This window comes from Luteimonas sp. YGD11-2 (assembly GCF_004118975.1).
Lineage (GTDB): Bacteria > Pseudomonadota > Gammaproteobacteria > Xanthomonadales > Xanthomonadaceae > Luteimonas > Luteimonas muca.
Genome location: NZ_CP035376.1, coordinates 1275190 through 1292352 on the forward strand (window position 1 = coordinate 1275190; position 17163 = coordinate 1292352).

Below are 17163 nucleotides of genomic sequence, written 5' to 3' on the forward strand. Positions count from 1 at the left end.
TCGCCGGCGTCTTCCACCGCACTACGTACGGATCCCCCGATGACCCTGCCCACGTTCAACACCGACCCCGCCGCCGTGGCGGTCCTGCACACCACCATCGACAGCGCGTTCGACCGCCGCGGCACGCTGACCCCCGAGGAGGTGGACGGCGCCGTGCGTCCGGCCGTCGAGCAGACCATGGTCGGGCTGGAAAGCGGCGAGCTGCGCGTGGCCGAGCCCGACGGCCGCGGCGGCTGGCAGGTCAACGAGTGGGTGAAGAAGGCGGTGCTGCTGTATTTCCGCATCAACGAGATGGCGATGGTGGAGGCCGACCCCGCGCCGTACTGGGACAAGGTGGAGGCACGGTTCGCCGATTACGACGAGACCATGTTCCGCGAAGCCGGTGTGCGCGTGGTGCCCGGGGCGTACGTGCGGCGTGGCAGCCATGTCGCACGCGACGTGGTGCTGATGCCGAGCTTCGTCAATATCGGCGCGTACGTGGGCGGGGGCACGATGGTTGACACCTGGGCCACCGTGGGGTCCTGCGCGCAGGTCGGCAGGCACTGCCACATCTCCGGCGGCGCCGGCATCGGCGGCGTGCTGGAGCCGTTGCAGGCGGCGCCGACCATCATCGAGGACCACTGCTTCATCGGGGCGCGCTCGGAGGTGGTGGAGGGCGTCGTGGTCGGCCACCACAGCGTGATCGGCATGGGCGTGTTCCTCGGCCAGTCGACGCGCATCTACAACCGCGCCACCCGCGAGGTGAGCTACGGCTACGTGCCGCCGGGCAGCGTGGTGGTGGCGGGTTCGCTGCCGGCAGAGGACGGCAGCCATTCGCTGTACTGCGCGGTGATCGTCAAGCAGGTCGACGAGCGCACCCGCGCCAAGACCAGCGTCAACGACCTGCTGCGCGGACTGGCGGGCTGAGCATGGCGACCACGCTGTATGGCCTGAAGAACTGCGACACCTGCAAAAAGGCACGCAAGTGGCTGGACCGCTTCGGCGTTGCCCATGGGTTCGTCGATTACCGCGACACCCCGCAGCCGCCCGACGTGCTGGCCGGCTGGGCGCAACAGGCCGGTGGCTGGGACGCGCTGGTCAACCGCTCGTCCACCACCTGGCGCACGCTGCCTGCAAACCGCAAGGCGCCGGGCAGCGACGCCGAATGGAAGCTGCTGCTGCGCGAATATCCGCAGCTGATGCGTCGACCGGTGGTCGTCACCGATGACGGTGTGGTCACCCAGGGCTTTACCGACAACGGCTTCAAGAAACGCTTCGGCGTGGGCTGAGCGACCCGCGATGTCCGACGTCCTCGACCTCACCTGCGAACTGATCGCGCGTCCCTCGGTGACACCGGATGACGCCGGTTGCCAGAGCATGCTTGCCGATCGTCTGGCCCGCGCCGGTTTCGCCTGCGAGCACCTGCGCTTCGGTGCCGTCGACAACCTCTGGGCCACGCATGGCAGCGGCGGGCCGGTGCTGGTGCTGCTGGGCCATACCGATGTGGTGCCGCCGGGCCCGCGCGAGGCGTGGACCAGCGATCCGTTCGTGCCGGAGGTCCGCGACGGCGTGCTGTACGGGCGCGGGGCCGCCGACATGAAGAGTGGCGTGGCCGCCTTCGTGGTGGCCGCCGAGCGTTTCGTCGCAGCACACCCCGATCACCCCGGGACGCTGGCCCTGCTGCTGACCTCCGACGAGGAAGGCGACGCCATCGACGGCGTACGCCGGGTGGCCGAACACTTCCGCCAACGTGGCCAGCGCATCGACTGGTGCATCACCGGAGAACCGTCGTCCACGGCGGTGCTCGGCGACCTGCTGCGGGTCGGTCGCCGCGGGTCGCTGTCGGCCACGCTCACCGTGCGCGGCGTGCAGGGGCACGTGGCCTATCCGCAGCTGGCGCGCAATCCCGTGCACGAGGCGATGCCGCTGCTGGCCGAACTCACCGCGCGTACGTGGGATGACGGCTACGAGAGCTTTCCGCCGACCAGCCTGCAGGTCAGCAACATCCATGCCGGGACCGGCGCGACCAACGTGGTGCCGGGCACGCTCGAGGTGCAGTTCAACCTGCGCTACAACCCGCACTGGACCGCCGACCGGCTGATCCAGGCCATCGAGGCGATGTGCCTGCGCCACGGGTTGGACCATGCGCTGTCCTGGCACCGCAGCGGCGAACCCTTCCATACCCCGGAGGGTCCCCTGCGCGCGGCCGCGCGCGAGGTGCTGGCGGCATTCGCCGGCGCGGCGCCGGAGGAGAGCACCGGGGGTGGCACCTCGGATGCGCGCTTCATTGCGCCGCTTGGCGCGCAGTGCATCGAGATCGGCCCGGTCAACGCCAGCATCCACAAGGTCGACGAGCACGTGCGGGTGGCGGATCTCGAAGCGCTGCCGGGGCTGTACCTCGCGATCATCGAGCGGCTGCTGGCGGCCAACGCTGGCGTTTGAGGAGGCGGACGGTTGCCGTTGAAACCGTTGCGGCGCGCACCCGTGCGGTGTAGCGTCGGCCCATGTCCCGCCATGGCCACAACCGCAATCCCAACGGCAACGTCGCGCGCGCGAACAATCGCACGTGGCCGACGCGGGATCGTGGACCGGCGTAGCAGGACAGGCCCCGCCAGGACACCGGAACCCGCATCGGCCGATGCGGGTTTTTTTATTGGCCGCGATACCGATGGCCTGCGGTCCCGGCGGATTGCGTTGCTTCCAACCTGAGGCGGGGGACTTCCATATGTGTTCGATCTTCGGCGTGTTCGACCTGCAACCCGGCGACGACCTCGCCAGCCTGCGCCGGGAGGCCCTGGAGTGTTCCCTGCGGCAGCGCCATCGCGGCCCGGACTGGAGCGGCGTGCACGTCGACGCCGGTGCGATCCTGGTCCACGAGCGGCTGGCCATCGTCGATCCGGCCGGCGGCGCGCAGCCGCTGCGGTCGGAGGACGGCGCGCTGGTGCTCGCGGTCAATGGCGAGATCTACAACCACCAGGCGCTGCGGGCGGACCTGGGCGACCGCTACGCCTTCCAGAGCGGTTCCGATTGCGAGGTCATCAACGCCCTGTATCGCGAGGAGGCGCCGGAGGTATTCCTCGAGCGCCTCAACGGCATCTTCGCGTTCGCGCTGTGGGACCGTGCCGCCAGCCGCGTGCTGATCGCGCGTGACCCGATCGGCGTGGTGCCGCTGTACTGGGGGCACGATCGCGAGGGACGCCTGCGCGTGGCCTCCGAGATGAAGGCGCTTGCCGGCAGCTGCGCCGACGTCGCGCAGTTCCCGCCCGGGCACTGCTACGACAGCGCTACCGGCGCGCTGACCCGCTACTACAGGCCGGGCTGGCGCGACTACGCCGCCGTAGAGGGTGAGCCGGTGTCGCTGACCGGGCTGCGGGAGGCCTTCGAGGCCGCCGTGCACCGCCAGCTGATGACCGACGTGCCGTACGGCGTGCTGTTGTCGGGTGGGCTGGATTCGTCGCTGGTCGCCGCCGTCGCCGCGCGCTACGCACGCCATCGCATCGAGGATGGCGACCGCAGCGAAGCCTGGTGGCCGCGCCTGCATTCATTCGCGATCGGGCTGAAAGGGTCGCCGGACCTTGCCGCGGCCGAGGTTGCCGCCCGGGCGCTGGGCACCGTGCACCACGGATTCGAATACAGCTTCGAGGAAGGCCTGGATGCCCTGCCGGAGGTGATCCGCCATATCGAGACCTACGACGTCACCACCATCCGCGCCTCCACCCCGATGTTCCTGCTGGCCCGGCGGATCAAGGCGATGGGAGTGAAGATGGTGCTGTCGGGCGAGGGCAGCGACGAGGTGTTCGGCGGTTACCTGTATTTCCACAAGGCACCGGATGCGCGCGAGTTCCACGACGAGCTGGTGCGCAAGCTCGATGGACTGCACAACTACGACTGCCTGCGTGCCAACAAGTCGATGATGGCCTGGGGCGTCGAGCCGCGCGTGCCCTTCCTCGACCGTGAATTCCTCGATGTCGCGATGCGCATCGATGCGCGCCACAAGATGGTCGAGAAGGGGTCCTCGGGCCCGCAACGGATGGAGAAGGGCGTGCTGCGCCAGGCCTTCGAGGGCTGGCTGCCCGACGAGATCCTCTGGCGGCAGAAAGAGCAGTTCAGCGATGGCGTCGGCTATGGCTGGATCGACGGTCTCAAGGCCTGTGCCGGCACCCGGGTCAGCGACCGCGAACTCGCCGCCGCGGCGCGGCGCTTCCCGCACAACCCGCCGCAGACGAAGGAGGCGTACTGGTATCGCTGCCTGTTCGAGCAGCAGTTTCCCGGCGCCGCGGCGGCGGAAACGGTACCCGGCGGAAAGTCGATCGCCTGCTCGTCGCCGGCGGCGATTGCATGGGACGCGTCGTTCGCCAATGCCGCCGACCCCTCCGGTCGCGCGGTTGCGGGCGTGCACAACGATGCGGTCGTGGTTGATCCGCAGCCGTCGCCGGTGATCGCGGCCTGACGCTGGCATCGGCCGGAGAACCCGGGCCATGCGGTATGGCAGCGCGCCTGCGCGAAGGCCTTCCCGCGGGGGCTGGCCGCGGCCGGGGCCGCTCCTGTCAGGCGCCACCATCGACCCGCGTACGGACGGTCGCCGACGACCGCGCAGTAAACTTGCCCGTCTGTCCGACTGGCAACGAGCACACCGTGATCATCCAACCCAAGGTCCGCGGCTTCATCTGCACCACCACCCATCCGACTGGTTGCGCGCTCAACGTGCGCGACCAGATCGCGGCGACGAAGGCACAGGGGGTGCGCAACGACGGGCCGAAGAAGGTGCTGGTGATCGGCGCATCCAGCGGCTACGGGCTGGCCGCACGCATCAGCGCCGCGTTCGGTTTCGGCGCGGACACACTGGGCGTGTTCTTCGAGAAGCCGGGTAGCGAGAAGAAGCCCGGTACCGCCGGCTGGTACAACGCCGCCGCGTTCGACCGCGAAGCCAAAGCGGCGGGCCTGTACAGCCGCTCGATCAACGGCGATGCGTTCTCCGATGCCGCACGCGAGAAGGTGATCGAGCTGATCCGCGACGAAATGGGTGGGCAGGTGGACCTGGTGGTCTATTCGCTGGCATCGCCTGTGCGCAAGCTGCCCGACACCGGCGAGGTCAAGCGTTCGGCGCTCAAGCCGATCGGCGAGGCCTACACCTCGACCGCCATCGATACCAACAGGGACCAGGTCATCGAGGCCACGATCGAGCCGGCCAGCGAGCAGGAGATCGAGGACACCATCGCGGTGATGGGCGGCCAGGACTGGCAGCTGTGGATCGACGCGCTGGAGGCCGCTGGCGTGCTCGCCGATGGCGCCAGGACGGTGGCCTTCAGCTATATCGGCACCGAGATCACCTGGCCGATCTACTGGCATGGCGCGCTGGGCCGCGCCAAGGTCGACCTCGATGCCACCGCGCGGCGGCTTGATGCAAGGCTCGCCGCGAACGGCGGCAGCGCGAACGTCGCGGTGCTGAAGTCGGTGGTCACCCAGGCCAGCGCGGCGATCCCGGTGCTGCCGCTGTACATCGCCATCGTGTTCAAGGTGATGAAGGAAAAGGGCCTGCACGAAGGCACCATCGAACAGCTCGACCGCCTGTTCCGCGAGCGCATGTACCGCGCCGACGGCACTGTCGGTGAAGTCGACGACGAAGGGCGTTTCCGCCTCGACGACTGGGAACTGCGCGACGACGTGCAGGCGCAATGTCAGGCCGTGTGGCCGCAGGTGCGCACGGAGAACCTGTTCGAGCTGACCGACTACGCCAGCTACAAGCACGAGTTCCTGAAGTTGTTCGGCTTCGAGCGCGACGACGTCGACTACGACGCCGAGGTGGATCCGGTGGCCGATTTCGACGTGATCGAACTCTGACGGGCAGACAGGCCGATGGCGGGGTGCACAAAAGGCGGATGACGGGATACGCGGACGCCAGCCGTCCGCGTTTACTCACGCCTTGCCGGCACCTCCCGGCCCATGAAACGATTCATCCCGGCGATCGTTCTGTTTTTGCGGCGAAAGGCCCATAGCCTTCTCTCATCCATCCACTGATGAGCAGATGCCCATGTCCCAGACCTTTCTCGATGCCATCCGTCGTCGCCGCAGCCAGTACGCGCTGGGCCCCGAGCTGCCGCTGTCGCGTGACGACACCACCGCGCTGATCCAGGAGGCGATCCGCCTGGCGCCGTCGTCGTTCAACTCGCAGAGCTCGCGCGCGGTGATCCTCCACGGCGACGAGAGCCTGCGCTTCTGGGACATCGTCCGCGAGGCGCTGCGCGGGATCGTGCCGGCCGAGGCGTTCGCCGCCACCGGGCAGAAGATCGACAGCTTCGCCGCCGGCGCCGGCACCGTGCTGTTCTACGAGGACCAGGACGTGGTGAAGGCCCTGCAGGAACAGTTCCCGCTGTATGCCGACAACTTCCCGGTGTGGTCCGAACATTCCACCGGTATCGCCCAGTTCGCGGTCTGGACCGCGCTGGCCAATGCCGGGATCGGCGCCAGCCTGCAGCACTACAACCCGCTGCCCGACGAGGCCGCGGCGCAGGCCTGGAACCTGCCGGCGAGCTGGAAGCTGCGCGCGCAGATGCCGTTCGGCGCCAACGCAGGCCCGATCGGCGAGAAGACCTTTATCGACGACAGCGCCCGTTTCCGCGTCTTCGGCTGAGCGGCGGCTGGCGCTGACGGGATCGCCTATCGGCGAAGCGGCTGCCGGGTCGAAAGCGTGGCCCCGGCGGCAGGCATCGCACGAAAGCGCTCCCAGCGGTTACGCGTTTCGTTTGGGAGCGGCCTGGCCGCGGTTGCGCCCTTGACCCAAAGGGATGTGCAGTGCCTGGTCGGACCGGGGTCGCGCCGCCGGTCGGGCGCATGGACGTCAGTCGCCCGCGGCGCTCGCCGGCGACAGCAGGAGCTGGTGGCGGGTTTCTCCGGGCAGGAACGGCGAGGCGCGGCCACGGGCCCAGTCGTCATGGCCGGCGCCCCAGAACGGCGACAGCGGATGGCCGCTCTGGCCGCCGGGCATGTGGGCGATGCCATCGGCCTCGTGCCCCGGGGCCACCACCATCCGCTGCGAGGCGCCGAAGCCGGGGCCCTGCACGCGCGGCATCATGCTGTCGCCCGGCAGTGGCTCGGCCGGCATGCACAGCAGACGACGACCGATGAGCGGAATCGCACCCGCCAGCGGATGGCAGATCGAGGCGGTGTTGCGTTCGCCCCAGGTCCGCGCCGCCAGAGGGCCGGTTTGGCCGAGCTCGTCGCGCACCTGGGCTGCCGCATCCTCGAGCAGCGCGGTCCAGCCATCGCGGGCGTCGTCGCAGACGGCGTCGCCGGGTGCGCGCGTCGCGCAGCTGTAGCGGCGCGGCAGCAGATGCGCAGGACGTGCGCCCAGCAATGGCCATGCCACGCCTTCGAGGTGTGGCAACGACGGCAGCGCGAAGTCGGTACCCAGAGTTGCCAGCGCGGGCGAGGCCAGGCCGTCGGCGATCCGCGCATGCACCGCCAGGCGCCAGGCCCGCACGATGCGGTAACTCGCCGAATCGACATCGGCGTGGCCGCTCCAGTCAGCGGATGCCGCCGCAAGCGCGCGCAGCGCGGGCGCGTTGTGGTCGTCGCTGCCGGCGGTCGCGTCGTTGCCAGCGAACGTGCGCAGCAGTTCCCACCAGCGCGTCATCAGCAGCGCGCGATCGTCGAGCTGGATGTCCAGCAGGTCGCGCTCGTCGAACCGTTCGCGTGCGGCCAGGGCGTCACGGATCTGCCTCGCGCGTGCGCCGAGGGTGGCGCCGCCGTCGCCGACGCGGCGGAACGCCTCGCCATCGACGATGCGGTTGTTGGCCGTCCACAACCGGTCCGCCGTGGGCGAGCGCAGCAGCGGGGATGCGTTGGTGGCGATCGGCCAGGGCTCGCAGGTCGTGCCGTCGCCATCGCCATCGCCACCGGGCGCGGTGGAAATCCGCGCGCCGTCGCAACCCGGCGCGCGCTGTGGCAGCGGGCCGAGCAGCCGCCAGGCGATCGCGCCATGGCGGTCGCCGGCGACGAGGTTCTGCGTGGGCGTGGCGGTGCGGTTGGCGATCTGCAGCAGATGGTCGAGGTTGCGTGCGCGCACGAAATCCGCAAGCCCGAAGTCCAGTGATCCGGGCAGGTGTGCCACCCAGCGCAGCGCCAGCGCGCTGCCGTCGGCCTCGCGATGCAGGATCGGGCCCCATGCGGTTTCGTCGACCGCCACGGTGACGGGTTCGCCGCCAGCCACCGCGATCCGTTCCTCGTGGCGTTCGTAGCCGGTGCAACCCGCCGTGGTCGCCGGCCCGGGCGCGGCGCACGGCCGTACCCGCTGCCAGTCGAGGTAGTCGCCGTAGCTGTTGGTGAAACCCCAGGCCACGTGGCCGGTGCTGCCCACGATCACCGCGGGCAGGCCGGGCAGGGTGAAGCCGGTGACATCGACCTGCCCGCCGGGTGCGGTGGCGTCGGGATAGCGCAGGCGCACGCGGAACCAGATGTTCGGCGCGCGCAGGCCGAGGTGCATGTCGTCGGCCACCAGTGCACGGCCGTCGTCGGTGAGTCGGCCGGAAACCGCGAAATTGTTGCTGCCGGGCAGGAGGTCGGTCTCCGCAGGCAAGCCGCCAATGAATCTCTCCGGCATCACGGCAGAGAGGGCGAGCGACCGCGGAGCGGACGGTGGAGTGAGGGCAGACATTCCGGACGCAAGGCGCGCGCCACCGCTCCTGTCGCCCGTCCCCGGCACCGATCCGATCAGCTGCTGGGCCGGCGCCACCGGTGTATCCGCTGCCGGCGTGGGCAACGTCCGCAGGTCGAGGACGGCGGCATCGGGCAGCGTCGCGTCGCCCCAGACCTTGCCGGACAGCGGCGCATCCCAGCTGCTGCCCGAGTGGGCGAGCAGGCTATAGAGCGGTGGCGGCAGCTGGTCGCGCAGGCGCGCCAGCGCCAGCTCGCGCGTGTTGGCCGCGTCCTGCAGGTCGAAGTACATCGCATAGCCCGCCAGCACCGAGTCGGACGTGGTCCACGGTTGCGGTCGCTGGCGCAGCAGCAGGTAGGGCCACGGGCGTACGCGCAATGCGTCGCGGCCTGCGTTGACGCCATCCACATAGGCCTGCAGCGCCGCCTCGCGGCCGGCGACGATTTCCGGCAGCCGCGCCTCCACGCGTGCGCGCATGCGATGCATGCGGTTGGCGCGGTCCACGTCCAGGGCGCGGGCGCCGAACAGCGCCGACAGTTCGCCCGCCGGCACCCGACGCATCAGGTCCATCTCGAAATAGCGCTCCTGCGCGTGCACCCAGCCCAGCACGCGCATCGCATCGGCCTCGCTGCCGGCCTCGATGGTCACAACGCCGCGCGCGTCGCGGCTGACCGACACCGGCGCCTCCAAGCCCTGGAGGCCGGAATCGCCGTCCAGCCGCGGCACGCTGCCGCGCAGCAGCAGCCACGCCGCCATGGCCATCAGCGCCGCCAACAGAATGATCGCGATCAGCAACAGCGCGCCCGCGCGTAGCGGGCGCCGGATTCCAGGCCGCATGGTCCATCCCCCTTGTCGAAGGTCCGATTCTAGGAGAGCGCGGCGTGGAAGCAGCGGCGGACCTTGCCGGACCCTGCCGACACGCGAATGCGACTCGGACGGATTCTCATCCGATCGCGCCCGCGCACAAGCCGGCATACTCCGGCCGTCCAGCTGTCCGTCGAGAGGTCGCGTCATGAAGGGTCACCCCGAAGTCATCGAATACCTGAAGGAGCTGCTGCGCGGCGAGCTGGCGGCGCGCGACCAGTACTTCCTGCATTCGCGCCGCTACGAGGACCTCGGGCTGCACCGCCTCTACGAGCGCATCAACCACGAGATGGAGGAGGAAACCCATCACGCCGATGCGCTGCTGCGGCGGATCCTGTTCCTGGAAGGCGATCCCGACATGCGCCCGCACGCGTTCGAACCCGGGCGCACGGTGGAGGAGATGCTGCAGCGCGACCTCGACCTCGAGTACAAGGTGCGCGGCGATCTCGCCCGCGGCATCGCGCTGTGCGAGCAGCACCAGGACTACGTGAGCCGGGAAGTGCTGGTCACCCAGCTCGCCGACACCGAGGAAGATCACACCTACTGGCTGGAACAGCAGCTGCGCCTGATCAGGATGATCGGCCTAGAGAACTACCAGCAGAGCGGGATGGGCGAGGCCGGCGGCACGGACGCCGGCACGCACTAGGGGGTCCGCGCCGCGTGCGATTTCGACGCGGCCGCATACGTCCTTTCCGGACACCCTGGATTCGCGGATGTGCAACGCAACCCCACGCGTCGCCACGCGCTGCGTTACTCGACTGCGAGCGCCTCCACCTTCTGCCAACCGCGCGGCAACAGTCCGCCACGACTCGCCCGCACCCCGATGTAGCTTTCCAGGTCCTTCCACGACAGCGACATCGTGCGCGCGCCGGACTTCACCTGCAGTGTCTGCCCGGCGCCGAGCACCGCCACCGCGACCACCCGCTCCGTGCCCCGCTTGGCCTTGGGGATCTCGATGATCTTGTTGCCCTTGCCGCGCTCGAGTTCCGGCAGTTCGCTGACCGGAAACGCCAGCAGGTGCCCGGCGCTGGTCACCGCGACGATGCGGTCGTCCGCGCCGCCGGTCAGCTGTGCGGGCTGCAGCACCTGCGCGCCTTCCGACAGCGACAGCATCGCCTTGCCGGCCTTCTGCCGGCCGACCAGGTTCTCGAAGCGGGTCACGAAGCCGTAGCCCTGCGACGACGCCAGTACGAAGCGCGCATCCGGCTCGCCGCTGGCCAGGGCCACGAACGATGCGCCGGGCGCCGGCGAGAAGCGCCCGGTCAGCGGTTCGCCGTTGCCGCGCGCCGATGGCAGGCTGTGGGCGATCGTCGAATAACTGCGGCCGCCGGAATCGAGGAACACCACGGTCTGCGTGCTGCGGCCACGCACCGCCGCCAGCAGCTGGTCGCCCTCGCGGTACGAAAGCCCGGCCGGGTCGACGTCATGGCCCTTGGCCGCGCGCACCCAGCCCTTGGCGCTGAGCGCGATGGTCACCGGCTCGCTGGGCACCAGGTCGGTCTCCGCCAGCGCCTGGGCCGCGCCGCGCGCCACCAGCGGCGAACGCCGTTGGTCGCCGTACTTCTTCGCGTCGGCCAGCAGCTCGTCCTTGACCAGCTTCTTCAGCTTCGCATTCGAGCCCAGCGTCGCAGTGATGCGGTCGCGCTCGGTGGCGAGTTCGTCCTGCTCGCCGCGGATCTTCATTTCCTCCAGCCGTGCCAGCTGGCGCAGGCGCGTCTCGAGGATGTACTCGGCCTGTTCCTCCGAGAGGCCGAAGCGCGCGATCAGCGCCGGCTTCGGCTCGTCCTCGGTGCGGATGATGCGGATCACCTCGTCGAGGTTGAGGAACGCCACCAGCAGGCCTTCCAGCAGGTGCAGGCGGCGCTCGACCTTCTCCAGGCGGTGCTGCAGGCGGCGGGTCACGGTGGCGAAGCGGAACTCCAGCCATTCCGACAGCAGCATCTTCAGGTTCTTCACCTGCGGGCGGCCGTCGAGCCCGATGACATTGAAGTTCGCGCGGTAGCTGCGCTCGAGGTCGGTCGTGGCGAACAGGTGGCCCATCAGCTGTTCGGCATCGACACGGTTCGAGCGCGGCACCATCACGATGCGGGTCGGGTTGGCGTGGTCGGACTCGTCGCGGATGTCCTCCAGCCACGGCAGCTTCTTGGCGCGCATCTGCGCGGCGATCTGCTCGATCACCTTCGAAGGCGAGACCTGGTGCGGCAGCGCGGTCACCACGATGTTGTGCGCCTCGCGCGCCCAGGTCGCGCGCGCGCGGATCGCGCCGCTGCCGGTCTCGTACAGCGTCAGCAGGTCGGATGCCGGGGTGATGATCTCGGCGGTGGTCGGGTAGTCCGGGCCGCGCACGTGCTCGCAGAGGTCGCGCACGCTGGCGTCCGGATCCTCGAGCAGGCGCACGCACGCGCTCACCACCTCGTTGAGGTTGTGCGGCGGCACGTCGGTGGCCATGCCGACCGCGATGCCGGTGGTGCCGTTGAGCAGCAGGTGCGGCAGCCGCGCCGGCAGCCACGAAGGCTCGTCGAGGGTGCCGTCGAAGTTGGCGGTCCAGTCGACGGTGCCGTGCGCGAGTTCGCCCAGCAGCATCTCCGCGATCGGGGTCATCTTCGATTCGGTGTAGCGCATCGCGGCGAACGACTTCGGGTCGTCGCTGGAGCCGAAGTTGCCCTGGCCGTCGATCAGTGGATAGCGGTACGAGAACGGCTGCGCCATCAGCACCATCGCCTCGTAGCAGGCGCTGTCGCCGTGCGGGTGGTACTTGCCGATCACGTCACCCACGGTGCGCGCGGACTTCTTCGGCTTGGCCGCGGAGCCCAGGCCGAGCTCGCTCATCGCATAGATGATCCGGCGCTGCACCGGCTTCAGGCCGTCGCCGATGAAGGGCAGGGCGCGGTCCAGCACCACGTACATCGAGTAGTCGAGATAGGCGCGTTCGGCGTACTCGCGCAGCGGGATCTGCTCGAAGCCATGGAAGACGGGACGGACGGTGTCGTTCATCGGGACCGGTACTGCGGGGAAACCGTCGATTCTACCGGGGCAGCCAGGGTTCACGCCCTGCCTGGCTAGAATGACCACCCGCGACGGAGTCCATGATGAGCAAGCGCGCCAGCCCGCAGGCGGCTCCGCAAGGAGTACGCGGGCGCACCGATGCACCGCGACGCGAGCCCCACGTGGGCTGCGACGGGTGCCTGGCCCGGCACCTGTCGGTGTGCGCGTCGCTGCCGCAGGAGGAAACCCGCAATCTGGAGGCCGCGGCCGGCAAGCTGCGGCTGCCGGCGGGCGCCACGCTGGCGCGCGAGGGCGCGCCGCGCCGTGATGTCTACACCGTCACCAGCGGCATGCTGCGCCAGGTGCGCGTGCTGGCCGATGGCCGCCGCCTGGTGGCCGGGTTCCTGCAGGCCGGCGACTTCATCGGCCTGACCGGTTCGCTGACCCACCGGCACACCATCGAGGCGATCAGCGACACCGCGCTGTGCGCGTTCCCGCTGCAGGGCATGCGCGCGCTGTGCGAGCGCCACCCGGAGCTCGGTTCGGGCATGCTCGACCGCGCGTTCAACGCCCTCGATGCCAGCGAATCCAACCACATGGCGCTGGCACGGATGACGCCGCTCGAACGCCTCGCGGGCTTCCTGCTCGACATGGCCGCGCGCCAGCACCAGCGCGGTGGCGAGGCGGATCGCGTCGATCTGCCGATGACGCGCGCCGATATCGCCGACCATCTCGGGCTCACGGTGGAAACCGTCAGCCGCAGCTTCACCCGGCTGCGCCGGGAGGAGTTCGTGCATTTCGACGATCCGCACCACATCCAACTGCGCGCGCCCGACCGGCTGCGCGCGCTGGTGCAGCCCTCGGGCTGAGCGTTCCTCGCGGCAAGGCCCGCGGCGCTATGCGTCGGCCGCTTGCAGCTGACCATCGCGCAGGCGGTAGCGCCGGTGCACGACGCCCGCGGGCAGGGTGTCGTGACTGATCATCAGCACGCTGCGGCCTTCGGCAAGGCGGGCGACGTCGTGCAGCAGCGCATGCGCGGTGTCCACGTCGAGGCCTTCGGTGGGTTCATCGAGCAGGATCACCGGCGCATCGCGCAGCAATGCACGCGCCAGCGCCAGCCGCCGTGCCTGCCCGCCGGAGAGGCTGCTGCCGCTCTCGCCGATCCAGCCGTCGAGTCCACCCTGCAGGCCGCGCACGGTGTCACCGAGACGCACCGCCTCCAGTACCTGCCACATGCGTGCGTCGTCGGCGGCGGCGTCGCCCATCGCGAGGTTGTCGCGCACGCTGCCGGCGAACACCGGCGCATCCTGCGGCAGCCAGGCGAGCCTCGCGTGCCAGTCCGCGAGGTCGGCTTCGCGCAGATCCACCCCGCCGAACGCGATGTGCCCGGCATCGGGATCGCGCAGCCGCAGCAGCAGCGCCATCAACGAGGATTTCCCGGCGCCGCTGTCGCCGGAGATCGCAACGCGTTCGCCGGGGCGCAGTTCGAGGTCGACGCCGTCGAGTACCGCGCGCGGTGCAGCACCGCCCCAGTCGAAGCGCACGCCGGACAGCTGCAGCATGCCCTGTGCCGGCAGCGCGACAGGTTCCGCCGGTGGCTCCACCGGCGCTGCACGCATCGCGATGTCATCGAGCCGCCGCAGCGAGGCCCGTGCCGCTCGCAGCGCCTGCCAGGCCTGGCCGACGCCGGCCGCGACCTCGAACAGGGCGACGCCTGCAAACAGCACCGCCGCGGCGGCCGCGGTGCCGATCTCGCCGGCATGGTGCGCCACCAGTAGCAGCCACAGCAGCGCCGGCAATGCGAGCGCGACCACCAGCGCATGCACCAGTCCCGACCAGGACAGGCGCTGCAGCAGCCGCGATTCGCGCGCGGCCAGTTCGCCGGCAGCGGCGTCGATGCGAGCCAGCTGCCCGGCCTGTGCGTCCAGTGCGATCAGGTCGGCCGCGCCTTCGATGCCTTCCTGCATCGCCTGCCGCAGCCCGGAACGTGCGGTCGCGCGGTCGTGCTCGGCATTGCGCGCGCCCCAGCCGGTGGTCGCCGGCACACCCACGCCGATCGCCAGCGCCGCGGCTAGCAGGCACAGCGCAGCGGGCGGCAACACCAGTGCGGTGGCCGCGATCACCACCACCGTGATGGCTGCCAGTGCCAGCAGCGGGCCGAGTGCACGGATCAGCAGGCCGTCGGCGGTCTCGATATCGCCCACCAGCCGCGCCAGCAGGTCGCCCAGCCGCTCGCGGCCGAGCCCCAGCGGCGCCTGCGGCAGGGCGCGTGCGAAGAACCACACCCGCAGGTCGCGCGCGAGGCGCAGGGTGACGTCGTGCCCGTAGAGCTTTTCCGCATAGCGCGAGACGATGCGCGCGAAGGTCAGCGCGCGGATCCCGGCCGACGGTCCGAAGAAATTGAATCCCGATGCCAGTCCGCCGGCGAGCGCGGCCGCGGTGAGGAAATGGCCCGAGAGTGCCAGCAACCCGGTGCCCGCGGCCACGGTCGCCGCCAGCAACAGGATCGCCAGCGTGATCGGCAGCGCATGGCGGCGGAACACCGCCGCCGAACCGGTCGCGGGTCCGCTCATTGCAGGCCACCCGCGGCATGGAGTTTCACCACCCGGCCGGCTGCTTCGAGTGCCGCATCGCTGTGGGTGGCCACGATCAGCGTGCGCCCGCGGGCGAAGGCCACCAGCGCCTCGAGCACGGCGCGTTCGGTGTCGGGGTCGAGGAACGCGGTGGGCTCGTCGAGCAGGGCGAGGGCGGGGTCACGCAGGAACAGCCGCGCCAGCGCAATGCGCCGGGCCTCGCCGCCGGACAGCCCGAAGCCGCGCTCGCCGATCACGGTGTCGAGCCCGCCGGGCAGGCGGGTGGCGAAACGCATGACCTGCGCGGCTTCGGCGGCGGCCTGCAGCGACGCGTCGTCGGCGTCGGGACGGGCGATGCGCAGGTTGTCGGCGATGCTGCCGTGGAACAGGTAAGGACGCTGCGGCGCATAGCCGATGCGCGCGTCGTGCGGCGCGATGACGATGCGGCCCTCGCGCAGCGGCAGCCAGCCGGCGATCGCTTCCAGCAACGTGCTCTTGCCACTGCCGCTGCCACCCGCCAGGGCCACGAATTCACCGGGCGCGATCTCCAGGTCGAGCGCGGACAGCGCGTCGCGCCCGGCGCCGGCGTGGCGCACGCTGATCCCCTGCAACGTCACCGCAGGTGCAGTGGTGGATGCCGCCGGGGCTAGGGACGTGGACCGGATCGGCTCGTCCGCCTGTGGCGCCGCACTGGATGCGGGTTCGACGTCGTCGGCCAGCGCATGCTCGATCTCCTCCAGCGCGGCCAGCGCGCTCGCACGGTCGTGGTAGTGCGCGGCCAGCCGGCGCATCGGTGCGTAGAACTCCGGGGCGAGCAGCAGCAGGAACAGCCCGGTGCCCAGTGTCAGCGGCGCACCGCCGCGCAGGTCGATCATGCCGAGGTAGCTCATGCCCAGGTACAGCGCGATCACCGCCACGCTCACCGAGGCGAAGAATTCCAGCACCGTCGACGACAGGAAGGCGATCCGCAGGACCTTCAGGCTGCGCTCGCGCAGGCCCTCGGCCGCGCCTTCGATGCCCGCGAGTTCGGCGTCGCCACGCCCGTAGAGGCGGATCAGGCCGAGTCCGCGCAGGCGGTCGGCAAAATGACCGCCCATCCGCGACAGCGCACGCAGCTGGCGCTGGCTCGCCGCCTGCGCGCCCCATCCGACCAGCATCATGAAGACCGGTGCCAGCGGCATCGTCACCAGCAGCAGCACGCCGACCACGGGTTCCACCAACAGGGCCGCCACCAGCATCGCCAGCGGCACCAGCATCACTTCCAGCCGCGCCAGCAGGTAGCCACCGAAGTAGCCGTCGAGCGCGTCGACATGGGTGCCCGTGAGTTCACTCAATGCACCACTGCGCTGGCGCCGCAGCCATGGCGCCCCGCGGCCGAGCACGCGCACGGCAAGGGTGCGACGCAGGCTGGCGCGCAGTGTGGTGCCGGCGGCATCGGCGGTGCGGCGGGCACCCAGCAGCAGCGCGGCGCGTGCCAGTCCTACCGCGACCAGCGCCAGCAGGGCGGGCGCGAGCGAGGCCGGGGCCGCGCCTTCCACCAGCCCGCGCTGGACCAGCAGTGCGATCAGCGCGGCCTGGGCGATCAGCAGCCAGCCCGCGACCACCGTGCATCCGCCGGCCACACGCAGTCGCCCGCGCACCGGCGCTGCGAGCGCATCGAGGCGGCGGATCTGGTCGGCACGGGATACGGAGGCTTGCGGCAGCGGTTCCGCCGCGTCTGCTGGATCCATGGAGGACGGTTCGACGATGGGAGCGCGGAGCGCGCGGCCATTGTAGCCGCGTCACCAGGCGCGTCCGTGGCTCCCCGTGCATCTGTGGCGCGTGTCCGTCGTGGATGGCGTGTCGCCATCGCGACCCCGGCAACGCCCGTACCCGGCCAACAAAAAACCCCGCTTTCGGCGGGGTTTCTTCATCACCTCGGGAGTTGCTGCAGCGTCCCGACGTTGTTGCTTGGTGCCCAGGAGAGGACTCGAACCTCCACGGTTTTACCCGCTAGTACCTGAAACTAGTGCGTCTACCAATTCCGCCACCTGGGCAGGTGAGGCGCGTATGTTGCGGTGCGGAGGAGACCTTGTCAACGCTTCGCATGCATCCGCATCACGCGTCGTC

The 17163-nt window shown here is 70.2% G+C and carries 12 protein-coding genes and 1 tRNA gene; 8 read left to right on the plus strand and 5 right to left on the minus strand.

Annotated features, from left to right (window positions below; genetic code table 11):
• The first annotated feature begins 39 nt into the window (after nucleotides 1-39).
• The 6 genes from dapD to ERL55_RS05845 all read left to right on the plus strand — a co-directional run bounded on the left by dapD (nucleotide 40) and on the right by ERL55_RS05845 (nucleotide 6610).
• Nucleotides 40-906, plus strand: a complete 867-nt coding sequence (gene dapD, locus ERL55_RS05820) for a 2,3,4,5-tetrahydropyridine-2,6-dicarboxylate N-succinyltransferase (protein ID WP_129135588.1) — start codon at nucleotides 40-42, stop codon at nucleotides 904-906.
• 2 nt (nucleotides 907-908) lie between these two features.
• Entirely contained in the window at nucleotides 909-1268 is a 360-nt protein-coding gene (locus ERL55_RS05825; RefSeq protein ID WP_129135589.1) for a Spx/MgsR family RNA polymerase-binding regulatory protein, read from the plus strand.
• Nucleotides 1269-1278: 10 nt separating this feature from the next.
• Entirely contained in the window at nucleotides 1279-2421 is a 1143-nt protein-coding gene (gene dapE, locus ERL55_RS05830) for a succinyl-diaminopimelate desuccinylase (RefSeq protein WP_129135590.1), read from the plus strand.
• Between the two features lie 283 nt (nucleotides 2422-2704).
• A complete protein-coding gene (asnB, locus tag ERL55_RS05835) occupies nucleotides 2705-4429 on the plus strand; it encodes an asparagine synthase B (RefSeq protein ID WP_129135591.1) in 1725 nt (574 codons plus the stop codon).
• Nucleotides 4430-4614: 185 nt separating this feature from the next.
• Entirely contained in the window at nucleotides 4615-5820 is a 1206-nt protein-coding gene (gene fabV, locus ERL55_RS05840; RefSeq protein ID WP_129135592.1) for an enoyl-ACP reductase FabV, read from the plus strand.
• Nucleotides 5821-6010: 190 nt separating this feature from the next.
• Nucleotides 6011-6610 (plus strand): nitroreductase family protein, encoded by a 600-nt coding sequence (locus ERL55_RS05845; protein ID WP_129135593.1) that lies wholly within the window; start codon nucleotides 6011-6013, stop codon nucleotides 6608-6610.
• 207 nt (nucleotides 6611-6817) lie between these two features.
• On the opposite strand, the gene ERL55_RS05850 is transcribed toward ERL55_RS05845, so the two are convergent.
• Nucleotides 6818-9469, minus strand: a complete 2652-nt coding sequence (locus ERL55_RS05850) for a penicillin acylase family protein (RefSeq protein ID WP_164972124.1) — start codon at nucleotides 9467-9469, stop codon at nucleotides 6818-6820.
• Between the two features lie 175 nt (nucleotides 9470-9644).
• On the opposite strand from ERL55_RS05850, the gene bfr reads away from it, so the two are divergent.
• On the plus strand, nucleotides 9645-10142 hold the full coding sequence (gene bfr, locus ERL55_RS05855) for a bacterioferritin (protein WP_129135595.1): 498 nt from the start codon (nucleotides 9645-9647) through the stop codon (nucleotides 10140-10142).
• A gap of 104 nt (nucleotides 10143-10246) precedes the next feature.
• Here bfr and parC read toward each other — a convergent pair whose 3' ends face one another.
• On the minus strand, nucleotides 10247-12490 hold the full coding sequence (parC, locus tag ERL55_RS05860) for a DNA topoisomerase IV subunit A (RefSeq protein ID WP_129135596.1): 2244 nt from the start codon (nucleotides 12488-12490) through the stop codon (nucleotides 10247-10249).
• A gap of 95 nt (nucleotides 12491-12585) precedes the next feature.
• Here parC and ERL55_RS05865 point away from each other — a divergent pair, with 95 nt between their 5' ends.
• Nucleotides 12586-13350, plus strand: coding sequence for a helix-turn-helix domain-containing protein (locus ERL55_RS05865; protein ID WP_164972125.1), 765 nt, complete (start codon nucleotides 12586-12588; stop codon nucleotides 13348-13350).
• Nucleotides 13351-13377: 27 nt separating this feature from the next.
• Here the strand turns inward: ERL55_RS05865 and cydC are convergent, their stop codons facing one another.
• The 3 genes from cydC to ERL55_RS05880 form a co-directional block, all read right to left on the minus strand.
• The gene (gene cydC, locus ERL55_RS05870; protein ID WP_129135598.1) at nucleotides 13378-15054 is read right to left on the minus strand and encodes a thiol reductant ABC exporter subunit CydC; all 1677 of its coding nucleotides are present in this window, start codon (nucleotides 15052-15054) and stop codon (nucleotides 13378-13380) included.
• Nucleotides 15051-16784: a thiol reductant ABC exporter subunit CydD gene (cydD, locus tag ERL55_RS05875; protein WP_129135599.1), complete on the minus strand. Its 1734-nt coding sequence runs from the start codon at nucleotides 16782-16784 to the stop codon at nucleotides 15051-15053. The genes cydC and cydD overlap by 4 nt, the downstream gene beginning before the upstream one ends.
• Nucleotides 16785-17005: 221 nt before the next feature.
• Nucleotides 17006-17090: transfer RNA gene (locus tag ERL55_RS05880), tRNA-Leu, on the minus strand.
• Nucleotides 17091-17163: the final 73 nt, after the last annotated feature.

What these genes read in the sequence shown, in the direction of transcription:
- dapD (WP_129135588.1), top strand. Translation starts at nt 40, where the DNA reads ATGACCCTGCCCACGTTCAACACCGACCCCGCCGCCGTGGCGGTCCTG.
- ERL55_RS05825 (WP_129135589.1), top strand. Translation starts at nt 909, where the DNA reads ATGGCGACCACGCTGTATGGCCTGAAGAACTGCGACACCTGCAAAAAG.
- dapE (WP_129135590.1), top strand. Translation starts at nt 1,279, where the DNA reads ATGTCCGACGTCCTCGACCTCACCTGCGAACTGATCGCGCGTCCCTCG.
- asnB (WP_129135591.1), top strand. Translation starts at nt 2,705, where the DNA reads ATGTGTTCGATCTTCGGCGTGTTCGACCTGCAACCCGGCGACGACCTC.
- ERL55_RS05845 (WP_129135593.1), top strand. Translation starts at nt 6,011, where the DNA reads ATGTCCCAGACCTTTCTCGATGCCATCCGTCGTCGCCGCAGCCAGTAC.
- ERL55_RS05850 (WP_164972124.1), bottom strand. Translation starts at nt 9,469, where the DNA reads ATGCGGCCTGGAATCCGGCGCCCGCTACGCGCGGGCGCGCTGTTGCTG.
- bfr (WP_129135595.1), top strand. Translation starts at nt 9,645, where the DNA reads ATGAAGGGTCACCCCGAAGTCATCGAATACCTGAAGGAGCTGCTGCGC.
- parC (WP_129135596.1), bottom strand. Translation starts at nt 12,490, where the DNA reads ATGAACGACACCGTCCGTCCCGTCTTCCATGGCTTCGAGCAGATCCCG.
- ERL55_RS05865 (WP_164972125.1), top strand. Translation starts at nt 12,586, where the DNA reads ATGAGCAAGCGCGCCAGCCCGCAGGCGGCTCCGCAAGGAGTACGCGGG.
- cydC (WP_129135598.1), bottom strand. Translation starts at nt 15,054, where the DNA reads ATGAGCGGACCCGCGACCGGTTCGGCGGCGGTGTTCCGCCGCCATGCG.
- cydD (WP_129135599.1), bottom strand. Translation starts at nt 16,784, where the DNA reads ATGGATCCAGCAGACGCGGCGGAACCGCTGCCGCAAGCCTCCGTATCC.